The 17,543-nt window shown below is 63.7% G+C and carries 22 protein-coding genes, 1 tRNA gene and 1 pseudogene; 11 read left to right on the forward strand and 13 right to left on the reverse strand.

Going from position 1 to position 17,543, the window contains the following annotated elements; genetic code table 11:
- Positions 1–254 precede the first annotated feature (254 nt).
- The 4 genes from GBJ34_RS07745 to gstA are packed head-to-tail and all read right to left on the reverse strand — an operon-like array spanning position 255 to position 2,436.
- Positions 255–1,229, reverse strand: a complete 975-nt coding sequence (locus tag GBJ34_RS07745; RefSeq protein ID WP_151718704.1) for an NAD(P)H-dependent flavin oxidoreductase — start codon at positions 1,227–1,229, stop codon at positions 255–257.
- The gene (locus GBJ34_RS07750) at positions 1,226–1,444 is read right to left on the reverse strand and encodes a tautomerase family protein (protein ID WP_151718705.1); all 219 of its coding nucleotides are present in this window, start codon (positions 1,442–1,444) and stop codon (positions 1,226–1,228) included. The genes GBJ34_RS07745 and GBJ34_RS07750 overlap by 4 nt, the downstream gene beginning before the upstream one ends.
- Positions 1,445–1,447: 3 nt before the next feature.
- A complete protein-coding gene (locus GBJ34_RS07755) occupies positions 1,448–1,828 on the reverse strand; it encodes a nuclear transport factor 2 family protein (RefSeq protein WP_151718706.1) in 381 nt (126 codons plus the stop codon).
- Positions 1,825–2,436: a glutathione transferase GstA gene (gstA, locus tag GBJ34_RS07760; protein ID WP_151718707.1), complete on the reverse strand. Its 612-nt coding sequence runs from the start codon at positions 2,434–2,436 to the stop codon at positions 1,825–1,827. The genes GBJ34_RS07755 and gstA overlap by 4 nt, the downstream gene beginning before the upstream one ends.
- Positions 2,437–2,535: 99 nt before the next feature.
- Here gstA and GBJ34_RS07765 point away from each other — a divergent pair, with 99 nt between their 5' ends.
- Together GBJ34_RS07765 and GBJ34_RS07770 are read left to right on the forward strand one after the other, a co-directional pair.
- Positions 2,536–3,417, forward strand: coding sequence for a LysR family transcriptional regulator (locus tag GBJ34_RS07765; protein ID WP_151718708.1), 882 nt, complete (start codon positions 2,536–2,538; stop codon positions 3,415–3,417).
- Between the two features lie 215 nt (positions 3,418–3,632).
- Positions 3,633–3,935: pseudogene (locus GBJ34_RS07770) on the forward strand (IS5/IS1182 family transposase); the annotation flags it as partial.
- Positions 3,936–4,105: 170 nt separating this feature from the next.
- Here the strand turns inward: GBJ34_RS07770 and GBJ34_RS07775 are convergent.
- Both GBJ34_RS07775 and GBJ34_RS07780 read right to left on the reverse strand, forming a co-directional pair.
- A tRNA-Ala gene (locus tag GBJ34_RS07775) sits at positions 4,106–4,181 on the reverse strand.
- A gap of 324 nt (positions 4,182–4,505) precedes the next feature.
- Positions 4,506–5,249 (reverse strand): helix-turn-helix transcriptional regulator, encoded by a 744-nt coding sequence (locus tag GBJ34_RS07780; RefSeq protein WP_151718709.1) that lies wholly within the window; start codon positions 5,247–5,249, stop codon positions 4,506–4,508.
- A 64-nt stretch (positions 5,250–5,313) separates the two neighbouring features.
- Here GBJ34_RS07780 and GBJ34_RS07785 point away from each other — a divergent pair, with 64 nt between their 5' ends.
- Positions 5,314–5,901, forward strand: a complete 588-nt coding sequence (locus tag GBJ34_RS07785; RefSeq protein WP_151718710.1) for a glutathione S-transferase family protein — start codon at positions 5,314–5,316, stop codon at positions 5,899–5,901.
- A gap of 199 nt (positions 5,902–6,100) precedes the next feature.
- On the forward strand, positions 6,101–6,541 hold the full coding sequence (locus GBJ34_RS07790) for a c-type cytochrome (RefSeq protein ID WP_151718711.1): 441 nt from the start codon (positions 6,101–6,103) through the stop codon (positions 6,539–6,541).
- A gap of 70 nt (positions 6,542–6,611) precedes the next feature.
- On the opposite strand, the gene GBJ34_RS07795 is transcribed toward GBJ34_RS07790, so the two are convergent.
- The 4 genes from GBJ34_RS07795 to GBJ34_RS07810 form a co-directional block, all read right to left on the reverse strand.
- A complete protein-coding gene (locus GBJ34_RS07795) occupies positions 6,612–6,923 on the reverse strand; it encodes an I78 family peptidase inhibitor (protein WP_151718712.1) in 312 nt (103 codons plus the stop codon).
- Position 6,924: 1 nt separating this feature from the next.
- Positions 6,925–7,224, reverse strand: a complete 300-nt coding sequence (locus GBJ34_RS07800; RefSeq protein ID WP_192931141.1) for an I78 family peptidase inhibitor — start codon at positions 7,222–7,224, stop codon at positions 6,925–6,927.
- 71 nt (positions 7,225–7,295) lie between these two features.
- On the reverse strand, positions 7,296–7,577 hold the full coding sequence (locus GBJ34_RS07805; protein WP_151718714.1) for an I78 family peptidase inhibitor: 282 nt from the start codon (positions 7,575–7,577) through the stop codon (positions 7,296–7,298).
- Between the two features lie 112 nt (positions 7,578–7,689).
- Positions 7,690–8,049, reverse strand: coding sequence for an I78 family peptidase inhibitor (locus tag GBJ34_RS07810; protein WP_192931142.1), 360 nt, complete (start codon positions 8,047–8,049; stop codon positions 7,690–7,692).
- 73 nt (positions 8,050–8,122) lie between these two features.
- On the opposite strand from GBJ34_RS07810, the gene GBJ34_RS07815 reads away from it, so the two are divergent.
- Together GBJ34_RS07815 and GBJ34_RS07820 are read left to right on the forward strand one after the other, a co-directional pair.
- On the forward strand, positions 8,123–9,253 hold the full coding sequence (locus GBJ34_RS07815) for an S-(hydroxymethyl)glutathione dehydrogenase/class III alcohol dehydrogenase (RefSeq protein WP_151718716.1): 1,131 nt from the start codon (positions 8,123–8,125) through the stop codon (positions 9,251–9,253).
- Between the two features lie 196 nt (positions 9,254–9,449).
- Entirely contained in the window at positions 9,450–9,920 is a 471-nt protein-coding gene (locus GBJ34_RS07820) for a YbaK/EbsC family protein (RefSeq protein ID WP_151718717.1), read from the forward strand.
- Here the strand turns inward: GBJ34_RS07820 and GBJ34_RS07825 are convergent.
- Positions 9,917–10,348 carry a PACE efflux transporter gene (locus GBJ34_RS07825; RefSeq protein WP_151718718.1) on the reverse strand — a complete coding sequence of 144 codons (432 nt, stop codon included), beginning with the start codon at positions 10,346–10,348 and terminating at the stop codon, positions 9,917–9,919. The genes GBJ34_RS07820 and GBJ34_RS07825 overlap by 4 nt on opposite strands.
- A 148-nt stretch (positions 10,349–10,496) precedes the next feature.
- Entirely contained in the window at positions 10,497–11,366 is an 870-nt protein-coding gene (locus GBJ34_RS07830; RefSeq protein ID WP_151718719.1) for a DMT family transporter, read from the reverse strand.
- 167 nt (positions 11,367–11,533) lie between these two features.
- Between GBJ34_RS07830 and GBJ34_RS07835 the strand changes: the two genes are divergently transcribed.
- The 4 genes from GBJ34_RS07835 (at position 11,534) to GBJ34_RS07850 (ending at position 15,377) form a co-directional block, all read left to right on the forward strand.
- Positions 11,534–12,331: an NYN domain-containing protein gene (locus GBJ34_RS07835; RefSeq protein WP_151718720.1), complete on the forward strand. Its 798-nt coding sequence runs from the start codon at positions 11,534–11,536 to the stop codon at positions 12,329–12,331.
- Between the two features lie 66 nt (positions 12,332–12,397).
- On the forward strand, positions 12,398–13,093 hold the full coding sequence (locus GBJ34_RS07840; protein WP_151718721.1) for an NYN domain-containing protein: 696 nt from the start codon (positions 12,398–12,400) through the stop codon (positions 13,091–13,093).
- Between the two features lie 51 nt (positions 13,094–13,144).
- Positions 13,145–14,125, forward strand: coding sequence for an iron exporter MbfA (gene mbfA / locus GBJ34_RS07845; RefSeq protein WP_151718722.1), 981 nt, complete (start codon positions 13,145–13,147; stop codon positions 14,123–14,125).
- Between the two features lie 88 nt (positions 14,126–14,213).
- A complete protein-coding gene (locus GBJ34_RS07850; protein WP_151718723.1) occupies positions 14,214–15,377 on the forward strand; it encodes an alpha-hydroxy acid oxidase in 1,164 nt (387 codons plus the stop codon).
- Between the two features lie 10 nt (positions 15,378–15,387).
- Here GBJ34_RS07850 and GBJ34_RS07855 read toward each other — a convergent pair whose 3' ends face one another.
- On the reverse strand, positions 15,388–16,527 hold the full coding sequence (locus GBJ34_RS07855; RefSeq protein WP_151718724.1) for an MFS transporter: 1,140 nt from the start codon (positions 16,525–16,527) through the stop codon (positions 15,388–15,390).
- Between the two features lie 205 nt (positions 16,528–16,732).
- On the opposite strand from GBJ34_RS07855, the gene GBJ34_RS07860 reads away from it, so the two are divergent.
- The gene (locus GBJ34_RS07860; RefSeq protein ID WP_151718725.1) at positions 16,733–17,323 is read left to right on the forward strand and encodes a 50S ribosomal protein L25/general stress protein Ctc; all 591 of its coding nucleotides are present in this window, start codon (positions 16,733–16,735) and stop codon (positions 17,321–17,323) included.
- Positions 17,324–17,543: the final 220 nt, after the last annotated feature.

A 17,543-nucleotide genomic window follows, 5' to 3' on the forward strand; every position in this document is an offset into this window, starting at 1 on the left:
CGCGTCATGGTTCCGGCGTTTCCGCATTCCTGATCTCCTCGTCCTTGGAGACCAGCAAACGTCAGATCGTAGCTTCCGTCACTGTCCGATTTCCGGGGAGTAGCTCACTGGGTGAGAAACAACAGATAGACTGCCCTGCGGCATGAATTGCGGTGCGACGGTCATTCATTTCCCAAGCCTCGAACCGGCCATTTGAGGGACGAAACGGCAAAAATCAGCTGCAAGGGAATGTACGCCATGCCACGACAGGAAGCTCAACTATCGATTGCGGAATATTGATCAGGGCGAAAGCCTTTCTGCAGACCGGCCCTGATCGACGCGATCACACCGGCGGCACTTTGGGGTGCCTGCACCAGACCGATGGCTTCTCCGACGAAGGGGGCGACAACGGAAGGATCCGCCTCGGCGACGGCGGCCTGCCAGCGTTTTTCCTGCTCTGGCAGGTCATGGAGCAGCCCCGCTTCATCACCATGCCAGCGCTCGACGAAAGAACTGCGCAGCACCCGCCCGGAATAGCGCCCGGGCCAGTCGATCCGCCGGACCGTATCGACGACGCGTGTGCGGATGGTGTCATCCCCGCCATGGGCCAGCGTCAGCGCAACCAGCCGTTCGTCGACAAGTGCCTCCTGCGCGGCCCAGAACCTTGTGCCGATCACCGCCCCATCGGCGCCGAGGGCAAGTGCAGCAAGAACGCCCCGCGCATCGGCGATACCGCCCGCCGCACAGATAAGCGTGGCGCTGCCTCGCCGTGCAATCTCATCCGCCACCTCGGGCACGAAGGCCATGGTGCCTCGGCTCTGCCCATGGCCGCCGGCATCGCCGCCCTGCGCCACAACGACATCAACACCCAGATTCAGCGCGTGGCAGGCATCGCGAAAGGTCTGGACCTGGCAGATGACCGGAACGCCTGCCGCGCGGACCTTGTCCAGCCACGGCGCCGGATCGGCAAAGGACAGGAAGAGCGCCCTTGGCTTTCGCGCCAGCACCTGATCCAGCAGCCAGGGCCGCTCCTGCAGGGCGAAAGAGATGAAGCCGCAGCCGACCGGCACATCGCCCGCGATATCGAATTGCGTCTCGATCCAGCCGGCATCGCCATAGCCGCCGCCGATCAGCCCAAGCCCGCCGGCCCGCGACACGGCTGCGGCCAACGCACCGCCGGCGACAAAGGCCATGGGGGCCTGTATCACCGGCAGCGACAGGCCGAAGAAATCCGTCAGCCGGGTTCTCATTGCCGCGCCCGATACTGTGGAACCGGCAGTCCGCCGATCCCCCAATCCTCAAGCGCGACTTCGTCGATCACGACGAAAGTGGTGGCGGGGTTCTTGCCAAGCACGGCCTGAAGAAGCTCTGTGACTCCCGCGATCAGCCGGGCCTTTTCCTCGGCAGAGGCACCATTGCCCTCGGGGCCGCCTTCGCGGGTGATCTTGATATTCACATAGGGCATGGCTCAGTCCTTCCTCGGGATATAGGTGAAAACCTTGGTGACGATGCGCCATTCGCCCTCATGTGGCACCAGGGTCAGGAAATCGAGATAGTCGCGGCCCATCATGCTCATCCGGGCGGTGACGCGGGCGATGCGGTCGCTGCCGAAAGCGATCTCGAGCACCGCCTCATCCCTCGGATCCCCCCGATTAACGGGCGGCTCGCGGGCATCGATGCGGGCCATATAGGTTTTGAGGTCGAGGTAAAGCGGGTCGCCCTCCGTGGCGCAGACATAGGCAAGCTGCGGGTGAAAAACCCCGCGCAATATGACGCTGTCGGCCCGGTGCAGGCCTTCGAAGTAGCTTTGCATCAGCGCGGTGACTGCGGCGTGATCGGCGGGCGTCATTGGATCAACCCCTCGGCTTTCATGGCCTTTTGCGCTGCGGGCCGCGCCGCCACCCGCGCGACATGGGCGGCCAGCGCGGGCCAGCGCGCCAGATCAATGCCGGTGAAATTCGCCCAGTTCGCCACCGCGAACAGATAGGCATCGGCGACCGAAAAGCGCCCTGCTACCAGCCAGTCGCGGCCATCCGCCAGCATGGCCTCAGCCCGGTCAAACTTTGCTGCCACCTGGGTGCGAGCGCGAGCGCGATCCTCATCCGTTGCGCTGGCGCGGAAAAGCGGGCCGAAAGCCTTGTGCAGCTCGGACGAAATCCAGTTCAGCGCTTCTTGCAAGCGGGCGCGATCAAGACTTCCGGCCTCTGGCGCAAGGCCTGCGCCCGGATGCCGGTCTGCGATCCATTGCAGCACGGCGGCACCTTCAGTCAGCACCTCGCCACCTGCAAGTTGCAGCGCGGGCACATAGCCATTGGGGTTGATCGCCCGGAAATCGGTGCCAGTTTCGGTGCGGCCCGCATCGGTATCGACGGCCTCAGTGGCGAAATCGGCACCTGCTTCATAAAGCGTGATATGGCTGGCCAGCGAACAGGCGCCGGGTTTGTAGTAGAGCTTCACTGTCTGGACTCCTTGATGCGTGCTGCCTTTCGCTAGCCCGAATCCCGATCTGATGATAATATCGGGTTTTCATCCAAACGATCTGATTTTTGGATCATTATGAAACACGACCAGCTCCTCGCCCTTGAGGCCATCGTTACCACCGGCACCTTTCGCGGCGCGGCCGAGCGGCTGAACAAATCGCAAAGCGCGATCAGCCACACGATCCGCCAGCTGGAGGATGAGCTGGAGTTGACGCTGTTCTCACGCGACAGCTACCGCCCGCAGCTGACCGCCGAAGGCCGCGTTTTCTACCGTGAGGCCAGCCGGGTTCTGGCGCAGATGCGCGATCTTGGGGCCACCGCCGCGCGGCTTCGGGCACGCGAAGAGCCGGAACTGCGCCTCGCCATTGCTGCGACCTTGCCGCTGGAGCTTCTGCTGCCTGTGCTGGCGGTGATCGGCCAGGACTTTCCCGCAACGCATCTGCGCCTCTCGACCGAGATGATGGGCGGCCCGCTCGCCCGGCTCATGCAGGGGCGTGCCGATATGGCCATCGCGACGCTTGATGGCGTGCCGGTCGATGAGGTCGAGACCCGCCGCCTCACCGAGGTCATCATCCGCCCGGTGGCCTGCCGCCAGATGGCTGCGGCACTGGGGTCGGAGGTGCTGCCGATTTCCCGAATGCAGGTAATCCCGCAGATCATCGTTGCCGGAACCAACGGGCCCGAGGACAGCCAGAGCCGCGATCTTCTGCCCGGCGGCAGGAAATGGACGGTGTCGGATTTCCACGCCAAGCGGCAGGTCATTCTGGCGGGCCAGGGCTGGGGCGGAATGCCAGAGCATCTTATCCGTGCCGATCTCGCGTCAGGCACCCTTGTTGCACTGGCGGTTGAGGGCTTCCCACCGCGCCGATCGGAGATTTTCGCGATCCGCCGCAGGGACCAGGCCCCCGGGCCGGTTGCGACGGCGCTCTGGGCGCGCATCAATGAAGATATGACCTGATGGGAGAGTCACCTGTCGCTCGCGGTGCCTGAATCAACTTCAGTGCACCGTTAGAGCAGGTCAAAAATGGATTTCCAGGATAACTCTGCGGGTCCGCCAACGGCGCGCTTAGGAAAGTGGAACCATGTTCATAAACGTTGATTGGGCGGAAACCGGCCTGACGGCGGTGCAACATCGCAAAGGCGGAGAGCCTGGAAATTCGGTCGTTCGCTCACGGAGCAGCGATCATACCCATCCGCAAGAACGGGCGACGATGGTGGGACGATTGCCCCGTCGCCAAGGCAGGCAACGAGATCCTCAAGGCCACACAACTCCTGGGTCGGTTAGGTTGGAAGCGATGGTCCGGATCTCACGTCCGAAGCCGGATCGAGGCCAAGATGAGGTGCCTCAGTTCGTTCGGGGAACGCATTGCATCTGCATCACGCGACCCGGACCGCCAGACAGCCGAAGTCCAGATCCGCATGGCAATCATGAACCGTTTCAAAGCGCCCAGAGCTGCCGAGATAGAACGAGTAGCCCGAAGCCAACGGGGAAAGAGGAGCGTCCGGCCACCGCCTGACTTCTGCAAAAATGCCTATCAGATGCCCTGAAGCGCCGGAATAAATGACACGCAGTCACTTTGCAGTCGGCGGGTACAATGGTAGGTAAGCGCCACCGCCAAAAATTATCAAGTAATTTCATTGGTAATTGGTGGAGCCAGGGAGGATCGAACTCCCGACCTCTTGAATGCCATTCAAGCGCTCTCCCATCTGAGCTATGACCCCACCGGGTGCCGCATCATCCTCATGGGTCTGACGCTGCGGTGAGCGGTTCCTAGAGCATCCCCTAAGGAAGGGCAAGAGCGTTTTTGCCGGATCTTCACCGATGATGGCCGGGCGCTGATCCTCCGGGCGAAGCGCGGCACCTGCAGGGAAAGGTCACCGCTTTTGCGCAGACGTCGATCTTGGCTCAGGGCGGCAAGGGTTGCGACCGAGAAGGCTCGCCATGGCCGGCAATCTTGCAGGCATTATCTGCCGGTCAAATGGGCACACCCTCATCGGTCCGAGGTCGGTCAATCACGCACCGCCCCCGCCAATGCTGCCCGCGGTTCAGATGGCCCCGGTTTTGCCCAGAACAGGCTGCGCGCCGCCATCGCCGCGAATGCGGGGGTATCGGCTGCGGATCCGGCGGAACTCGCGCATCAGGGGCACCCGCTGCGGGCGGAAACTTTCGCCGCAAGGCACCATCTCGGCGATGCGGTTCACGTGGAACAGCCGGAAATCCATCCTTGTGCGGCAATGCGCCAGCAGCATCAGGCTGCGATCGGAATAGGACAGGCCAAGCGGCCAGATCCGGCGAACCGTGCGTTGCCCGGCAAGGTCGGTATAGCGGATCTCCAGCGCCTCTTCATCCCAGCAGGCGCGGCGCAGGGCGGCCAGATCGATCACCGGCGGATCGCGCTCGGGCGCTGAGGCAAAACTGTGCATGATGGCGTGCAGCGCCTGGCGCGGCTGATCGCCCGGCAGGGTGGCGATGATGCGAGCCATGGCCTCGCGCGCGGCGGATGACATTTCGGCGTCGCCGATCCGGTCGAGCGACTGCACCGCCAGCAACAGCGCCTCGATCTCCAGCCGGGAAAAACTTTGCGGCGGCAGCGCAGGATCCTCGGTCAGCACATAGCCAACCCCCGCCTCGCCATCGATCAGCGCGCCGCCCGCGCGCAGCGTGGCAATATCGCGGTAAAGCTGGCGCGGCGAGACCGCGGTTTCCTCGGCCAGCCGTGCCGCTGTGACCGGAGGCGGCAGGCGGCGCAATACATCCATCAGCCGCATCAGGCGATCGGTCCGGGCCATCCTGTCACCTTCTGTCAGCAGGGAGCGCTTAGATCAGTGGCGGCAAACAATCACGGAGTCAAACATGCTGACCTTCTACCATGCGCCCAACAGCCGCTCGACCAGCGTGAAACAGCTGATTCTGGAGCTGGGCATCAGCGACCAGATCAAGACGGTCGAGGTCGATATCCCGCGTCAGGACGGAACCGGCGCGCGCGATGCGGCCAATCCGCATCCCGAAGGCAAGGTGCCTTACCTGACGGATGGAGAAGACACGATCCGAGAACGCGCGGCAATCGTGCTGTATCTGACCGACCGCTTTCCGCAGGCCGGACTTGGGCCGGTGGTCGGCGATCCGAAACGCGGCAGATATCTGTCCTGGCTGGCCTGGTATCAGGGCGTATTCGAGCCGGTGGTGATCCTTGATTGGGCCAAGGTAAAGCACCCGGCGGTCTTTGCCTCCTTGCGCGACTATGACACCGCCCTTGCCCGGCTGGACGAGGTTCTGTCGCAGCAGCCCTATCTGCTGGGGCAGGATTACAGCGCGGCAGATCTGTTCTGCGCCTCGCCCTTCGCGTGGTTCGGCGATGCGCTGCCCGCAACGCCCGCCATCAAGGCATGGGTCGCGCGCTGCATGGATCGCGATTCGGTGCGGATGACCGGCGAACGCTGATGCACCCTGCCCCGCCTTCTGCCAGTCGGGGGCGGGGCACAGGCATCCCGGCCGCAGATGGCCCGTCTATGGGTGCTCCGGGTCTCCGCAATCGCGCCGTCACAATTGCGTGACACGCGCCGGATGCGCAACGCCCACCTGTTCGTCTGTCGCAAAGCGCCCCTATAGTCTAGGCGACAGTCCAGCAAGGAGCCAGACGATGAAAGCCATTTCCCGCATCACCAGCGCGGCGATCTTTGCCGCCCTGACCGCCAGTGCCGTCTTCGCCGCAGGCGAGGCTGCAGATCCGACGGTGCAGGCCCGTATGGCGCTGATGAAAACCATTGGCGGTGCAACCAAGACGCTGGGCGATATGGCCAGCGGCAAGGCCCCGTTTGATGCCGCGGGCGCCGAGGCCGCAAAGGCCGCCCTCATCGCCGCCGCCGCCGAGATCCCGGCAAAGTTTGAAGCTGCCGCGACCGACCCCGCCTCGGAGGCAAAGCCCGAGATCTGGACCAATTGGGAGGATTTCGCGGCCAAGGGCGCGGCCCTGCACACCGCTGCAGAGGCGGTGGATGCCACCAGCGCGGATGGCATCAAGGCGGGCATGGCGGCCATCGGCGGCAGCTGCAAAGCCTGCCACAGCAATTATCGCATGTGATCTGGCACGCGCAAAAGACAAAAGGGGCGACCGATTGGCCGCCCCTTTTGACTATTCGCATGGCGTGATCTTAGCCACAACTCACACGCAGGATGGTGCCGCTGCGGCTGACCTCGATATTCAGGCGATCAGCGTTGTAATCCATCGTGATCGGCTGGCCTTCCTCATAGACCCGCAGCTCATGCGCGAAGCGCTGACCCGAGATGCTGGCCCGGCTTTTGCCAACCAGACCCTGCAATCCCTCGGCACCACAGCTGCCGCCAGCCGGCGCCACGGGGGCCGGCCCGGACGGTGGGTTGACCGGCGCGCCGCCCCCAGCCGGAACGCAGCCCGCCAATGCCCCCAGCAGCATCAGTGCCGCCGCCGATCTGACCCCTGTCATCTTATCCACAATAGACCCCATCGATCCGCCCCTTCCGGTTGACCGTGACATTCAGTCTCAACGCGTCATAATCCTGCTGCATCACGCTGCCCGGATGCAGGATCCGGTGGCCGGCGGGCAGGTCCGCCTTGTGCGCCGCAGATTCGGGACGGCCCAGAAGATCCGGGCGCCAGTTTTCCGCCGCGCAGCGTTCCACAAACAACATGGGCGACGCGGTGCCCCGCGTCACCTCCGCCTCGGCGGCTCCGGGTGCGCCACGCCCAAGACATCCTGCCAAAATCGTTGCGATGCCAAAAACCATCGCCAGCCTTTTCAAATGCACATTCACCATTCCTGACACTTGCCTGTCTCCTTGCCCGCCAAAGCGGGGTCTCAGCCGCAATAAAACGCCTTGATCGCCCCGGCCTTGCTCAGCACCACATTCAACCGCCCCGGTTTATGATCTTCGGTGATCGCATCGCCGGGGCGGATCAAGCGCACGATCTGAGGCAGGTATTGTTCGTCCAAGGTGGAAACGTCCTGGCCAACCCAACCCGACAGCCGCGCCGCCCCACAAGAGCGCGCGACATCCGTTTCCCCATTGGCAGGAGATTGCGCCTGACATGCCGTCAGCGCAGTGCAGATCGCCACGAGAACCCAATACTGGCCCCGCATCCCCAAACCCCATTCCCTACCGAAAACCAGTGTGAATCATCACGCGCCGCCCCGCAAGGCAGCGCATTGAATTCCCGGCGGAAATCGGCCCGTTCAGGGCTGACGGGCGGCCTTAGCCACAGCTGATGCGGATGATCCGGCCGGTCGCATCGGTATGGAAGTTGATCCGGAACGAGTCATACAACTCCTGATCGACGATGGTCGTCATCGTCACCATGCGCACAGGGCGGGTGATGCCGGAGGCGCGCACCTCATTCTCGGTCTGGCCCAGCAGATTCTGGTAATCTGCGGCATGACAGGTGTCGGGCTCGCGGTCATTCAGACCCGGCGTGGTATCGACAGGCAGCCCCGTCACCGGATCATAGCCCGGAATCACCGGGTTGACCGGCACATGCTCTGCCTCGGGGCTTGGGCCGCAAGCCGCCAGAAACAGCGCCAGAACAAGTGCCGAGGATTTCGCAAGTGAAGTCATAAGTGCCGTTTCCCGCGTTGCTTTCCCTGCCTCTTTCGCACACCTTGCACAAAATTGACAGAGGGAGGACCCCATGCGCACACGCGCCGCCGTCGCCGTTGCCCCCGGTAAACCGCTTGAGATCATGGAAGTGAACCTTGAGGCCCCGAAATGGGGCGAGGTTCTGGTGGAGATCAAGGCCACCGGCATCTGCCATACCGATGAATTCACCCTGTCGGGCGCAGATCCCGAAGGGCTGTTCCCGGCGATTCTCGGCCATGAGGGCGCGGGCGTGGTGATCGAGGTCGGCCCGGGCGTGACCACGCTGAAACCCGGCGATCACGTCATTCCGCTTTACACGCCGGAATGCCGTCAATGCCCGTCCTGCCTCAGCCAGAAGACCAATCTCTGCACCGCGATCCGCGCGACGCAAGGCCAAGGCCTGCTGCCCGATGGCACCACCCGTTTCTCTATGCTGGATGGCACGCCGATCCATCACTATATGGGCTGCTCCACCTTCGCGCAGCACACCGTGGTGCCCGAAATCGCGCTGGCCAAGATCCGTGAGGACGCGCCGTTCGACAAGGTCTGCTATATCGGCTGCGGCGTGACCACCGGCATCGGCGCGGTGCTGAACACCGCCAAGGTCGAGATCGGCGCCAAGGCCGTGGTCTTCGGTCTGGGCGGCATCGGGCTGAACGTGATCCAGGGCCTGAAAATGGCCGGGGCCGATATGATCATCGGGGTCGACCTGAACAACGACAAGAAGGAATGGGGCGAGAAATTCGGCATGACCCATTTCATCAACCCCAAAGAGATCGAAGGGTCGGTGGTGCAGGCCATCGTGAACCTGACCAAGACCGAGGCCGACCAGATCGGCGGGGCAGATTACAGTTTCGACTGCACCGGCAATGTGAAGGTGATGCGCGACGCGCTGGAATGCACCCATCGCGGTTGGGGCCAGTCGATCATCATCGGCGTCGCGCCAGCTGGCGCCGAGATCCAGACCCGCCCCTTCCAGCTGGTCACCGGCCGGGTCTGGAAGGGCACCGCCTTTGGCGGCGCGCGCGGTCGCACCGATGTGCCGAAGATCGTCGACTGGTATATGGATGGCAAGGTCGAGATCGACAGCATGATCACCCATATCCTGCCGCTGGAACGCATCAATGAAGGGTTTGATCTGATGCATGAAGGCAAGTCGATCCGCGCCGTGGTGGTGTATTGATCCAAAGTCGCGGGGGCTGTCTGCCCCCGCACCCCCGAGGATATTTGCGAACAGATGATAGGGTGGAGGCCGCTCGCATCGTTTCTCAAATATCCTCGGGTCGGGCGCGCGTCACATGCGCGCCCCTTTGGCAAGCCGCAATGCAGGCCGAGAGGGGGGCGCGCGCCCCCTTCTCTTTTGACGGAAAGGTTTGACGATGGCGTCAACACAGGGGCTGAAGTTGCTGGAGGCGCAGGGTATCGCGGTGACGCTGCATCCCTATGACTATGATCCGGGTGCCGAGGCGGTCGGGATGCAGGCCGCAGCCGCCCTTGGCATCGACCCCGCCCTGATGCTGAAAACCCTGATGGTCGAGGTCGATGGCAAACCCGCCTGCTGCGTGATCCCGGCCGACCGGCACTTGTCGATGAAGCGGGTGGCCAGTGCCTTTGGCGGCAAGGCTGCGGCGATGATGCCACCCGCCAAGGCGGAAAAGCTGACCGGCTACCGCGTCGGTGGCATCTCGCCTTTCGGGCAGAAACGTCTTGTCCCGACCGCGCTGGAGGAAGTGTCCTGCGGCGCGTCCAAGGTCTGGATCAATGCCGGTCAGCGCGGGCTTTTGCTGGGCATCGCACCAGAAGACGCGCTGCGCGTGCTGTCGGCTCGGGCGCTGCCGTTGATTGCCTAGACCTGATCCTTCTGCCATTCCGGCAGGGGGAACAGCCGGTCATAGCCCCAGTTGAAGACGAAGGCATAGACCATATAGAACAGCGCAAAGCCGATATCGAGCAGCAGCGCCTGCCAGATGCTGATCTGCAGCACATAGGCAATCAGCGGAAGCAGCACAGATAGCAGCCCAATCTCGAACAGCACCGCATGGACAACCCGCGCGGTCCAGCCCTTTTCGGTGCCGCCATGCAGGCGCTGTTTGGCCATATCGAACAACCAGTTGTAGATCCCCACCCACAGCATTGCGACCAGCGCGCTGCCCACCGTCACGATGCCCAGTTGCGCAACCGGATGATGCAGCAGGAGCATGGCCAGCGGCGTGATGATCATGAGGCCGAGAATTTCGAAGGCAAGCGCGTGGCGCAGCCGATCCTTGAAGCTTCGCATCGGGAATGTTCCGCGAAGGGGCGGGCCGTCCCGCGTTGGTCTTCAGGTCGAGGTCGTCCTCTGCCCCTTATATAGATCCGGCGGGTTACCCTGCCAAGGCCGGGGGGCAACCACGGCCCAAGTGTTGCCCTTCGGCATCCAGCCCGGGTCAGCCCCGCCGCGCCGCCTTGCGTTCGCGCGACGAGATATACAGCGCGCAGCCGATCAGCACGCCCACGCCGACAAAGGTCCAGAGATCGGGAAAATCACCAAAGAACCACCAACCCAGGATCACCGCCATGATCATCTCGCTATAAGCCAGCGGTGCCAGCAGGCTGGCTTCGGCATGGTCATAGGCCTTGACGATCAGCCCATGCCCCAGGGTGGAGATCAGCCCGAGCGCCAGAAACAGCAGCCATTCCCCCGGCGTCGGCCATTGCCATACCGTCCAGACCATGGCGGAGGTGAACACAGCCCCCAGCAACGAGGTGCGGAAGGTGGTGACCATCGCCGGATCGCGCCCGGCAATCCGCCGCGTCATCAGGAAATAAAGCGCCAGAGAACAGCCCGCGCCAAGGGCCAGAAGCGTGCCGGGGTTGAAGGCCTGCAGACCGGGGCGGATGATGATGAGCGTGCCGATAAAGCCGAGCCCGACCGCGATCCAGCGCCGCGGCCCCACCCTTTCGCGCAGGATCAGGGGCGACAGCGCGGTCACGATCAAGGGCTGCACGAAGAACACGGCAAGGGCATCGGCAATCGGCAGAAAGCGCAGCGCCGCAAAGAAAAAGAATGTGGCCATGATCAGCAACACCGCCCGCAACGCGTGCATCGACGCGCGCGCGGGCCAAAGGCCGCCTGGCCCCGCCGCCTTCACCGCCAGTGGTGCCGTCATCGCGGCCCCCATCACCATGCGCGCCCAGACGATCTGCAACACCGGCACGCCCATCTCGCCTAGCGCCTTGGCGGTGACATCCAGGAAAGGCAGCACCGCCATCGCGCCAAGCATGAGCATCACGCCCTTGAGACTGCTGTCCGTCATCCCCACCTGCCCCCATCGCGCCTGTCGCGCGTCACGCCGGATATGCCCGGACCGCGCCGCTCGCTCGCGTCCGTTACCGACATTTCCGCTGCGAAACCGGGGGATACGGCTAGGCAAGGCCTGTTGAAGCTGACACGATAGCGCCAAGCAAACACCAAGAGGCCGTCATGCCCGATCCCCGCCTGCCACAATCCCGCACCCCGCGCCTTTGCGTCCTGATCGACGCCGACAATGTGCCCTCGGGCTATGCCGAGGCGATTTTCGAGGAAATCGCCAGTCTGGGTGAGGCCTCTGTGCGCCGCATCTATGGCGACTGGTCGGCGCAGCGTCTGGGGGGATGGGCCAAGAAGGTGGCATCCCTTGGCATGGTGGCGGATCAGCAGTTTTCCAATACCAAGGGCAAGAATGCCTCCGACATCGGGTTGGTGATCGCGGCGATGGATTTTCTGCATTCCGGGCTGTTTGACGCCTTTGTTCTGGTCAGCTCCGACAGCGATTTCACCCGGCTTGCGGCGCGCATCCGCGAGCAGGGCCTGGATGTCTATGGCATTGGCGAGAAGAAGACGCCTGAGGCGTTCCGTATGGCCTGCAAGCGTTTCATCTATGTCGAGAACCTTGGCTCCGATGAGGGTGACGAGGCGACACTGCCAGATCCGCGCCCGGAAGGGACCCGGGCCGAGACCGGCGGCCATAGCGTATCCGAGCCGAAGCCCGCATCGCGGCGCGAGAAAGAGCCACCGCAAAAGGCTATTCCGCTGATCGCCGCCGCCATGCGTGCCATTGATCCCGATGGCGAGTGGTATTCGCTGGGCCAGATCGGCCAGTATATCACTCAGGCCAATCCCGATTTCGACACCCGCACCTATGGCAGCACCAAACTGTCGGACCTGATGCGCAAGCTGACCAGCCGCTTCGAGGTGACGCAGGGCCCGGGCGGGCAATTGCTGACGCGCGATTTATCTTAAGGTTCCACAGTCTCGCCATGATCACCGGGCAACCTTGCAGCGCATTGCCGATGACCGAGTTGCCCCGTGAACGCCTTTTCAAGCCCGCGCAATCCGCCCGCCCTCGCCCTGCTGGTCGATGGCGATAACCTGAGCTCCAATCTTGCCGCCAAGGTGCTGGACAGTTGCCAGCCCTATGGCACGCCAATGATCCGTCGGGTTTACGGCGATGCGGCCAAGCTGCCGGGATGGTCTGGCGTGCCGGGCTTCCGGCTTGTTCATTCCGGGCGCGGCAAGAATGCGACCGATATGCTGATCTGTATCGAGGCCATGGCACTTTTGCATTCAGGACATGCACAGGCCTTCGCCATTGCCTCGTCGGACGGTGATTTCAGCCATCTGGCAACCCATCTGCGCGAGAGGGGTATTCCCGTCATCGGCATTGGCGAGGCAAAAGCGCCCGCGCATTGGCTGAAGTCCTGCAACCATTTCCACCAGATCGCCCCAACCCCGGCCCCCGCCAAAACGGTCGCGACACCGCCGGCAGCCAAGCCCAAGGTCACGGCACAACCTCAGGCACAAGACCTGCTTGACCGGATCGCCGATCTGCTGCGCGAAGCCGCACCGGATGCGCTGCCCCTGAGCCGCCTGGGTCACGCGCTTCCGGGGTTGCTGGCCCAAAGCGGCCATGCCAGCTGGAGCAAGTTCCTGCGCGCCCATCCGACCCGGTTTGACCTCGATCTGTCCTGCCCCGGCGGGCAGGTCCGGCTGATCCGGGGTTGAAATCCTGCCAGAACCCCCATACATTAGAATAATTCTAAATCATGGAATCCCATGTTCAGCACCCCGCTTTTCCATCGCCGCCGCTTCGCAGATCTGTCGGAGCAGGAGATCCTCGCCCTTGCGATTTCCGCTGAGGAGGATGACGCGCGCATCTATCGCAGCTTCGCACAGCGATTGCGGCCCGATTATCCCGCGACCGCGACGATGCTGGAAAGCATGGCAGCGGAAGAAGACTTGCACCGCCAGCGCCTGATCGACCTGTTCACCGCACGGTTCGGGACGACCATTCCCCTGATCCGGCGTGAATATGTGGCAGGTGCACAGGTGCGGCGGCCAATCTGGTTGCAGCCCGAACTGGGTCTGGATGCGATCCGGGCCGAGGCGGCGGCGATGGAGAAGGCGGCCGAGGATTTCTACCTGCGCGCCGCGCGTCAAAGCAGTGATGCCGCCACCCGCAAACTGCTCGGGGATCTGGCCGCAGCCGAAGCAGGCCACGAGCAACTGGCCGAGGGGCTGGAGGCCGCGCATCTGTCCGACAGCGCCCGCAATGCCGAAGATCTGACAGCCAAGCGCCAGTTCATCCTGACTTGGGTGCAGCCGGGGCTTGCCGGGCTGATGGATGGCTCCGTCTCCACCCTCGCGCCGATCTTTGCCACCGCATTTGCCACCCATGACAGCTGGACCACCTTCCTTGTCGGCCTGGCCGCCAGCGTGGGGGCCGGGATATCGATGGGCTTTACCGAGGCCGCGCATGATGATGGCGTGATCTCGGGCCGTGGCAGCCCGTGGAAGCGCGGGCTTGCCTCGGGCGTGATGACGACGCTGGGCGGGCTGGGACACGCCCTGCCCTATCTGATCGCGGATTTCTGGACCGCGACCAGCATCGCCATTGCTGTGGTCTTCATCGAGCTTTGGGCCATCGTCTGGATCCAGAACCGGTATATGGAGACCCCCTTCCTGCGGGCGACATTGCAAGTGGTGTTGGGCGGGGCGCTGGTCTTTGCCGCAGGGGCGCTGATCGGCGGCGGCTGAACCGGGCCATTCAGGCTTGCAGCACCTCCGGGGCATTGGTAAGGGATATATACCAATTCCAGATCTATCCCAAAGGGGGAGTCGCCGTATGCCCGTCATCACCAGCATCGAGGATCTGAAGCGCCTGCACCAGCGCCGGACGCCGCGGATGTTTTATGATTATGCGGAATCCGGCAGCTATACCGAGCAGACCTTCTCCGAGAATGTCAGCGATTTCAGCAAGATCCGTCTGCGCCAGAAGGTGGCGGTGGATATGTCGGACCGCTATACCGGCGGCACGATGCTGGGCGAAAACGTGACGATGCCGGTGGCGCTTGCGCCGGTCGGCTTTACCGGGATGCAATCTGCCGATGGCGAGATCAAGGCCGCCCGCGCCGCCGAAGCCTTTGGTGTGCCATTCACGCTGTCCACCATGTCGATCTGCTCGATCGAGGATGTGGCGGCGCATACGACCAAACCCTTCTGGTTCCAGCTTTATGTGATGCGTGACGAGGAATTCGTCGACAATATCATCGAACGTGCCAAGCGTGCCGGGTGCTCGGCCCTGGTGCTGACACTGGACCTTCAGATTCTTGGCCAACGCCACAAGGATCTGAAAAACGGTCTCAGCGCGCCGCCGCGCCTGACCATCCCGAACATCATCAACATGGCAACCAAGCCGCAATGGTGCATGGGGATGCTGGGCACCAAGCGCCGCAGCTTCGGCAATATCGTGGGGCACGCCAAAGGCGTGGGCGATCTGTCCTCGCTGACAAGTTGGACCAACGAGCAGTTCGACCCCAAGCTGGATTGGGACAAGATCGCCCGCATCCGCGAAAAATGGGGCGGCAAGCTGGTCCTGAAAGGCGTTCTGGACGCCGATGACGCCCGCCGGGCCGCCGATTTCGGGGCCGATGCTATCGTGGTGTCCAACCATGGCGGGCGGCAGCTCGATGGCGCGCTGTCCTCGATCCGCATCCTGCCCTCGGTCGTGCGCGCGGTGAAGGGCCAGACCGAGATCTGGATCGACAGCGGCATCCGCTCCGGTCAGGACGTGCTGAAGGCGATCGCGATGGGCGCCGACGCCGCGATGATCGGGCGCGCCTATATCTATGGCCTTGGTGCCATGGGCCAGCAGGGCGTGACCAAGGCATTGCAGGTGATCCAGAAGGAACTGGACATCACCATGGCGCTGTGCGGCGAACGCGACATCCGCAATCTTGGGGCGCACAACCTGCTTGTGCCGCAGGATTTCGAGGGCAACTGGGCCTGAGGCTGCCGGGCTAGCGCCGGCGCAACAGCACCGGCGTCAGCACCAGAACCAGCGACAGGATCAGGGCGGCAATGACGAATGCCGCCCGCAATCCGAAGCCGCCCGCGACCAGTCCAAGCATGGGCGGGCCGAAGAAATACCCGAAATAGCCGTATAGCGTGGCCCGTGCCACCGCCCGCGCCCGTGCCTCAGGCGCGGCCATCTCGCCCACCAGCGAAAAGGCCGTGGGGGCGATGACAGATGCCCCCAGCCCCATGATGATGAAACCTGCATGTGCCATTGATGGGCTGTTTGCGGCGGCAGCCGTAAGCGCCCCGCAGGCCGCGATCACCGCGCCCCCGGTCAGCAAGCGGCGCGGGCTGATCCTTGTGACGAGCCCCTGCCCGGCGATACGGGCAAATCCCATCGTCAGCGCCAGCGCGGCGGGGCCAAGCGCACCTTCGGCCGGGCTGCCGCCCAGCGTCTGTTCGATATGCAGCGCCGACCAGTTTTCGGCCGCGTTCTCGGTCAGAAAGGCGATCAGCACGATGCCGCCACCGATCAGCGGCACCAGCCCAAGCCCCGCACCACCGGATTTCGGGCGGGCAAGGCCGTCGATCCGGCCATCGCGCTCATAGGTCATCAGCGTCAGCACCAGCGCAAGCATGGCCATCGACGCCATCACCCCGCCCGGGGGCCAGGCGGCATCGCGCAAGGCCCCGGTGGCCAGCGCGCCCGTGGCATAACCAAAGGAATAGGCACCGTGGCACATTGTCATCAGATGCTGCCCCCGCGCGGCCTCAAGCGCGGCGACGCGCGCATTCATCAGCACATCGGTCAGCCCGGTTGCCGCCCCCGCCAGCATCATCGCGGGCGGAAACAGCCAAAGCGTGCTGATCTGCCCCGGCAGCGCGAAAGCCAGGGCCATGCAGATCGCTGCGACCGGCAGCGCCACCCGCCCCATCGCCACGCCGTATGCGGGTGCCACCAGCATGGCGCAGACCGCCGCAATCGGTGTCATCAGCATCAGAAAGCCCAGCTCGGTCTCGGCGACGCCCAACTGGGTCTTCAGATCGGGCAGCACGGCCGCAAAGGTGCCCCAGAGGATCCCCATGGCCCCAAAGGCCGCGAGCGGCGCGCGGGCCACGCAAAGAAGTGTGACGATCGACATGGCACCTTGCTATCGATCCTGTCCTGCCCTCGCATGTCCAACCGCGACAGCGCGGTCGCTCTCTGGCGGCGAAACGGGCAAAGATTCCTGTCTGCATTGGGCATTTGCCCTTGTCAGCCGACGCCTTCTGCCGCTATAGCCCCCCATCCGCCACGCACCCTTGGAGGGTGGCGGATTCATGCAGTGCAATGTTATGGAGACACCAATGGCACGCAAGATCGAAGATCTTAACGCCGAAGTGCGCACGGGGACAGGCAAGGGGGCCGCTCGTCAGGCACGTCGGGAGGGCTTCGTGCCCGGGATCGTGTATGGCGACAAGCAAGAGCCTGTTGCGATCAAGATGAACTACAACGCGCTGCTCAAGCGCCTGCGTCAGGGCCGCTTCCTGTCGACGCTGTTCAACCTGAAAGTCGAAGGCCAGCCCGACGTGCACGTCGTCTGCCGCGGCGTTCAGCGCGACGTCGTGAAGGACCTGCCGACCCATGTGGACTTCATGCGCCTGCATGATGACAGCCGCATCAACCTGTTCATCCATGTGACCTTCATCAACCACGAAGCGTCGCCCGGCCTGAAGCGTGGCGGCACCCTGACCGTGGTGCGCCCCGAGGTCGAGCTGGAAGTTCTGGCTTCTGACATCCCGTCGGAAATCGTGGTCGACCTGACCGGCAAGACCTTCGGCGATGTGATCCATATCGGCGACGTGACCCTGCCGAACGGTGCCAAGCCCACCATCGAGCGCAACTTCGTCATCGCGAATGTCGCGGCTCCTTCGGGCCTGATCGCCGACGAGGAGTGATCCCTTCCCCTTCGGGGCGTAAGGTCGGCGCGGCGGGGGAAACCCTGCCGCGTTTTGCATTTGGGGCCTTGGTGCCGATATGGGTCGCCCTTGCGGTCAGAGCGGCCGCAATCTGGGGGGCAGATGGGTTTCTGCCATCCCGTTGCAGCCATATCACGGGCCAGCCCCAAAAGAAAAAGCACGCCTCGCGGCGTGCTTTCCCTAGGTCATGATGCGCTGA

The sequence above is a fragment of the Gemmobacter serpentinus genome, from assembly GCF_008973825.1.
GTDB classification, from domain to species: Bacteria; Pseudomonadota; Alphaproteobacteria; order Rhodobacterales; family Rhodobacteraceae; genus Gemmobacter; species Gemmobacter serpentinus.